4 protein-coding genes are annotated in these 6,388 nt (G+C 45.7%); 1 reads left to right on the forward strand and 3 read right to left on the reverse strand.

Translation table 11 applies throughout. The features are described 5' to 3' along the window. The 3 genes from gmk to BM213_RS00635 all read right to left on the reverse strand — a co-directional run bounded on the left by gmk (window position 1) and on the right by BM213_RS00635 (window position 4,293). Window positions 1-615 carry a guanylate kinase gene (gene gmk, locus BM213_RS00625; RefSeq protein ID WP_003395019.1) on the reverse strand — a complete coding sequence of 205 codons (615 nt, stop codon included), beginning with the start codon at window positions 613-615 and terminating at the stop codon, window positions 1-3. 30 nt (window positions 616-645) lie between these two features. Then, on the reverse strand, window positions 646-1,524 hold the full coding sequence (locus tag BM213_RS00630) for a YicC/YloC family endoribonuclease (protein WP_091700030.1): 879 nt from the start codon (window positions 1,522-1,524) through the stop codon (window positions 646-648). A 99-nt stretch (window positions 1,525-1,623) separates the two neighbouring features. Continuing rightward, window positions 1,624-4,293 (reverse strand): calcium-transporting P-type ATPase, PMR1-type, encoded by a 2,670-nt coding sequence (locus BM213_RS00635; protein ID WP_091700031.1) that lies wholly within the window; start codon window positions 4,291-4,293, stop codon window positions 1,624-1,626. A 104-nt stretch (window positions 4,294-4,397) separates the two neighbouring features. Between BM213_RS00635 and BM213_RS00640 the strand changes: the two genes are divergently transcribed. Further along, window positions 4,398-6,107: an Rqc2 family fibronectin-binding protein gene (locus tag BM213_RS00640; protein ID WP_091700032.1), complete on the forward strand. Its 1,710-nt coding sequence runs from the start codon at window positions 4,398-4,400 to the stop codon at window positions 6,105-6,107. Window positions 6,108-6,388: the final 281 nt, after the last annotated feature.

The following is a 6,388-nucleotide window of genomic DNA, read 5'->3' on the forward strand; positions in this document are numbered from 1 at the left end:
TCACTCAGCCTCCAACATCTTTTTATATCGTTGTGCGACGCGTTCACGTCGGCAATGTTCTGCCACGACAATCGCTTTAATGCGTTCACAAGCAAGCTCGACTTTGTCGTTTTCGACGACGTAATCGTACGCATCCATCATTTCTAATTCTTCTTTTGCCGCCTTTAAACGATCGCGAATAAGCTCTTCTGATTCCGTTCCGCGCGTCTCAATTCGCTTTCGCAATTCGCTTAAACTTGGCGGGGCTAAGAAAATAAAGAGCGCCTCTGGGAACACTTTGCGAACTTGCATCGCTCCTTGCACTTCAATTTCTAAAAAGACGTCTTTTCCTTCTTGCAACGTCTTTTCTACGTACTCAATTGGCGTGCCGTAATAATTGCCAACATATTCTGCCCATTCTAGCAACTCATTGTTGCGAATCATGTGTTCAAACTGTTCGCGCGTTTTGAAAAAGTAATCGACACCGTCCACTTCGCCTTCGCGCGGCTGGCGCGTTGTGACGGAAATGGAATATTGCAATTGAATATCTGGCTGCGAAAATAACGCTTTTCGTACCGTTCCTTTCCCGACGCCAGACGGTCCCGATAAAACGATTAATAATCCTCGTTCTTTCACGTTTATCCCTACCCTTCTATCATAAACAAACTACTCCACATTTTGCACTTGTTCTTTAATTTTTTCAAGGGCGCTTTTCATTTCAACGACTTCTGAAGCAATATGGCGATCGTTCGCTTTCGAACCGATCGTATTCATTTCGCGATTCAGTTCTTGAACGAGAAAGTCAAGCTTGCGCCCGACAGCCCCGCCTTCCGAGACAATGCGACGAAACTGTTCAATATGGCTATATATGCGTTTTAACTCTTCATGAATATCGACTTTTTCCGCAAACAAAGCGACTTCCATCAACAGCCGTTGCTCATCTACAACACCTTGCACAAATTCTTGCATTCGTTTATGTATGCGATCGCGATAAGAAGCGACGACCGTCGGCGCGAGCTGTTCAATGCGACGGGCACCTTGTTCAATCGTTTCAAGTTGCGCAAGCAGATCGGCTAAAAGCGCTTTTCCTTCCCGTTCGCGCATATGCTTTAGCTGCTCAACCGCCTCTTTTGTCGCTTGTAGAAGTAAAGAGAGAAGCGCATCATTTTCAAGCGGCTGCTCCGTCATTTCGACCGCACCTGATAGCATATGTACAACATCTCGAAGCGATACATCGTCCGTCAAGTGAAACCGACTGCGCACATCGGTTAGTAGACGATAATACGCATCAACAAGCTGCCAATCGACATGCACCGTTCGTTCAACAAGCTGTTCCCCTTCGATGGTAATCAATACTTCAATGCGTCCACGTGCAATATGTTCTGTAATGACTCTTTTTATTTTATCTTCAAACATCATCCACTGTCTAGGTATGCGGATCGAAATTTCGCAAAAACGGTGGTTGACCGATTTCATTTCCACCGTGACGCTTATGTTTTCATTTTCTTTTTTTGCTCGACCAAACCCTGTCATGCTGACGATCATATTCTCACATCCATCGTACATATGAAATAAAAGAAGGTAACAGATGAGCTCCATTACCTTCCTTTATTATAACATATATCGCTATATGACGAAAACATTTCATGCACGTCTGCGCGCAAATAATGAACCGGCCAATAAAAATGTTGGAATGGACGATAACCCAACAATAAGCAACCAATCCGTTAGCGGAAGCGAAACGGTATGGAAAATCGGCTGAAGCGGTGGATAATAAATGACAATAAGCAGCAACAACAGCGACGACAACACCGCGAGCACTAAATACATATTTTCAAACGGATTGCGGTGAAACACCGATCGTTCGCTTCGGCAATCGAAAACGTGAATGAGCTGGGCAAGCACAAGCGTCGCGAAGGCGACGGTTTGCGCATGCGTCAAATCTTCAGGATGACGCGTATGCACGACAAGAAAAGCAAGAAGTGTCACGATGCCGATTAAAAACCCACGGCTAACAATTTTCCAACCGAGCCCGCGCGCAAAGACGCCTTCTTTCGGATGGCGCGGCGGTCGTTTCATGACGTTATCTTCCGCAGGATCTAAGCCGAGCGCCATCGCTGGCAGCCCATCGGTCACGAGATTGACCCATAAAATTTGAATCGGAACGAGCGGAAGCGGAAGCGCTAAAATCATCGCGAACAACATAACTAAAATTTCACCGACGTTTGATGCAAGCAAGTAGCGAATAAATTTACGAATATTTTCATAAATGTTTCGTCCTTCTTCAATCGCTGCTTTAATCGTCGCGAAGTTATCGTCTAACAAAACGAGCGAGGCCGCTTCTTTTGACACATCTGTTCCTGTGATTCCCATCGCGATGCCGATGTTGGCTGTTTTAATCGCCGGGGCATCGTTAACACCATCGCCTGTCATCGCGACGATATGCCCTCGTTTTTGCAACGCTTGCACAATTTTTAATTTATGCTCTGGTGATACGCGCGCAAAAACGTACACATCTTCAACGACATCTTCTAGTTCATCGACAGACAACGTCGATAACGTCTTTCCGTCCATTACTTTTCCGTTTGGCGGCAACATGTGAAGCTGCTGGGCGATCGCTTTCGCGGTTAAAATATGGTCGCCTGTAATCATCACCGTTTTAATGCCTGCTTTTTTACATTCCGCAATCGCTTGTTTTACTTCTTTTCGTGGCGGATCGATCATCCCTTGTAAGCCGACAAACGTTAAATCGTTCTCTGCTTTCGTTTCATCGTTTACCTTTTCTGTCGGTGAAAGCGGCCGATACGCGATCGCGATCGTTCGCAACGCTTCCGATGCAAGCATGTTGACCGTTTGCTGTACCGTTTTCCGCTCTTGTTCGCGAAGCGGTTTAGCTTCATTGTTGATATATATGAATCGGCAACGATCAAGCAACATATCAGGCGCGCCTTTTGTAACGATCCAGCGTCGATTTGAGCGATCTTTCACGATGACTGTCATCATTTTGCGCGTGGAGTCAAACGGAAATTCATGTTCGATTGTAAATTCGTGAGCGATTTTTTCTTTCGTCCATCCAGCTTTCGCCGCGGAGACGACGAGCGCTCCTTCTGTCGGATCGCCATCGATCATATACGTTTTTCCTTTTTTCTTTATTTCCGCATGATTGCATAACGCACCGAACAACAATAATTGTTGAAGCTGCTTATCAGGCTTTTCCTCTTTTCCGTTATAAAAAAAACGTCCTTTCGGCTCATACCCCGTCCCGCTGACCGTCCATAATCGATTGTTTGTCCATACGCGCGTCACCGTCATTTGATTTTCGGTCATCGTTCCTGTTTTATCGGAACAAATGACAGACGCGCATCCGAGCGTCTCGACAGCAGGAAGCTTGCGCACGATGGCATTTCGCTTCATCATTCGTTGCACGCCGAGTGCGAGCACGACGGTAACGATAGCTGGCAATCCTTCTGGAATGGCGGCAACCGCAAGCGATACACCAGCTAAAAACATGTCATATAACGCATGTCCTTGCCAAACGCCGAGCACGACGACGAGCGCTGTAAGAGCTAAAGCGATCACGATTAAAATTTTTCCTAGCTGTTCGAGCTTCCGCTGCAATGGTGTCACCATCGTCGGTGCTGACTGCAATAAGTGAGCGATTTGTCCCATCGCCGTATTCATTCCCGTTCCAACGACGATGCCGACGCCGCTCCCTTTCGTCACAAGCGTGCCCATAAACGCCATGTTTGTTCGATCGCCTAGCGCGGCATCTTGCGCAAGTGGAGCCGTTTGTTTTTCTACAGGAAGCGACTCGCCCGTCAATGACGATTCTTCAATATATAGTCCTTTTGCTTCAATGATGCGCACGTCCGCTCCGATTCGATCGCCGCTTGTAAATTTTACAATATCGCCAACAACAAGCTGAGCGGACGGCACTTTTCTCCATTCCCCATCACGCAAAACGAACGATTCCGGAGCAGATAGCTTTTTTAATGCCTCGAGCGATTTTTCTGCCCGCCGTTCTTGTACAAATCCTAAACACGCATTCATGATGACGATCGCTACAATCGCGATCGCATCAATATACTCTCCTAGCATAGCTGAAATGGCTGTTGCCGCCAACAAAACGAGCACCATAAAATCTTGAAACTGTCCAATAAATTGTTTTAGCGCGGACGGTTTTTTTTCTTCTGCTAACTCATTTGCGCCAAACTGTTTTAACCGTTTTTTCGCTTCTTTTTCCGTTAATCCTGATGACATGTTTGTATGGACTTGTTGTGCAACTTGTTCAACACGTAATCCGTGCCAGCTCATTTCTCTCCCCCTTCCGCTTGTCTTATCTATGACAGCTTATTCAGGCATGTACGAAAAAATGATATGGTATAATGAAAAGAAAAAAAAAGAGAAAGGTGTTTCTTATGTCGTTTGACGGAGTATTTACATATGCCATAACAAAAGAATTACAGCGAGCGCTTGTCGGCGGACGCATTTCGAAAATTTATCAGCCGTTTCCGCACGAATTATTGCTTCATATTCGCTCGCACGGAAGCAATTATAAATTGTTGTTATCTGCCCATCCGACGTATGCGCGCATGCATATAACAAACGAAACGTACGACAACCCTCACGAGCCGCCGATGTTTTGTATGTTGTTGCGCAAACATATGGAAGGAGGAATCATTGAAGCGATTACGCAAGTCGATTTTGATCGCATCGTCATCATTCACGTAAAAACAAGAAACGAGCTCGGCGATGTTTGTACAAAACAGCTCATCGTCGAAATGATGGGCCGCCACAGCAACATCATTCTCGTCGATGCACAGACGAATACGATCATCGACAGCATGAAACATCTTTCGCCTGCGGTCAACCGTTACCGGACGGTTCTTCCGGGGGCGCCGTACATTTCGCCGCCGTCGCATAATAAAGTGAATCCGCTTGAGGCGACAGAAGAAACGGTAGTAAAAAAAATCGATTTTCTCGCTGGAAAACTAGCTGATCAACTCGTCGCCACATTTATGGGCATCTCGCCGTTGTTTGCGCGCGAAGTTGTCCATCGAGCTGGGCTAGCTAATCGAGCAACGTTGCCGAAAAGCTTTATGTCACTCATCGCAGAAGTGCGAAATGAAGCATTTACTCCGTGTATATATCGCGGACAAAAAGAAATATTTTACGCTTTACCTCTTACGCATATGGACGGGGAAGTGCAGTCGTTTGCTACGTTCAGTGAGATGCTTGATCGCTTTTATTTCGGAAAGGCCGAACGTGACCGCGTCAAACAACAAGCACACGACTTAGAGCGATTTGTCACAAATGAAAAAGCGAAAAATGAGAAAAAGCTTATGAAGTTACAAAAAACGTTAGAAGAAGCAAAACAAGCGGAGCAATATCGGCTATATGGGGAACTGCTCACGGCAAACCTTTATGCAATGAAACGTGGAATGAAAGAAATTGAAGTGATCAACTACTACGACGAAAACGGGAGTACGATCACTATTCCACTCGATGAACAAAAAACGCCGTCCGAAAATGCACAAAGCTATTTTCAAAAATACCAGAAAGCGAAAAATTCGCTTGCGATTGTTCAAGAGCAAATTGAGCGCACAAAAGAAGAAATTGCATATTTTGACACGATCCTTCAACAGCTCGAAACCGCCGCGCCAAAAGATATTGATGATATTCGCGACGAATTAATCGAACAAGGCTACTTGCGCGCCAAGGCGACAAAACAGAAAAAACAAAAGCCGCGCACGATCGAACTTGAACGCTACGTATCGAGCGACGGCACCGACATTTTTGTCGGCAAAAATAATAAACAAAACGACTACTTAACGAACAAATTCGCAAGCAAAGACGACATTTGGCTTCATACGAAAGACATCCCAGGCTCCCACGTCGTCATTAAAAGCAAGCAACCGTCTGAACAGACGATCATCGAAGCCGCTCATTTAGCCGCTTACTTCAGCAAAGCGCGCCACTCGAGCTCCGTTCCGGTCGACTACACGCGCGTCCGCTACGTCAAAAAACCGAGCGGCGCCAAACCGGGCTTTGTCATTTACGAAAACCAACAGACCGTTTACGTCACACCGGATGAGGAGTTAGTTGTGAGGATGAAAAAAACCGTCTAAATGTTAGGCGGGGATCATATGTAATCAAAATTTTTTGTCATTTTTACGTTCTCTCTTTGTCGAATGATGGTATAATAGAAACGGAAAAAGGAGGTGAGATGGGTGGAACAGTTGTTGCAGCGCATTTTTGATGAGCTTTCATTTTTGCGAGCAAACATGGCAACAAAGGACGATATCGCTGCTGTGAATAAGCGTATTGATCAAATCGAACAAACGATGGCGACGAAAGATGATATCGCTGCTGTGAATAAGCGTATCGATCAAATCGAGCAAACGATGGC

This window comes from Anoxybacillus pushchinoensis, from assembly GCF_900111795.1.
Taxonomy (GTDB): domain Bacteria; phylum Bacillota; class Bacilli; order Bacillales; family Anoxybacillaceae; genus Anoxybacillus; species Anoxybacillus pushchinoensis.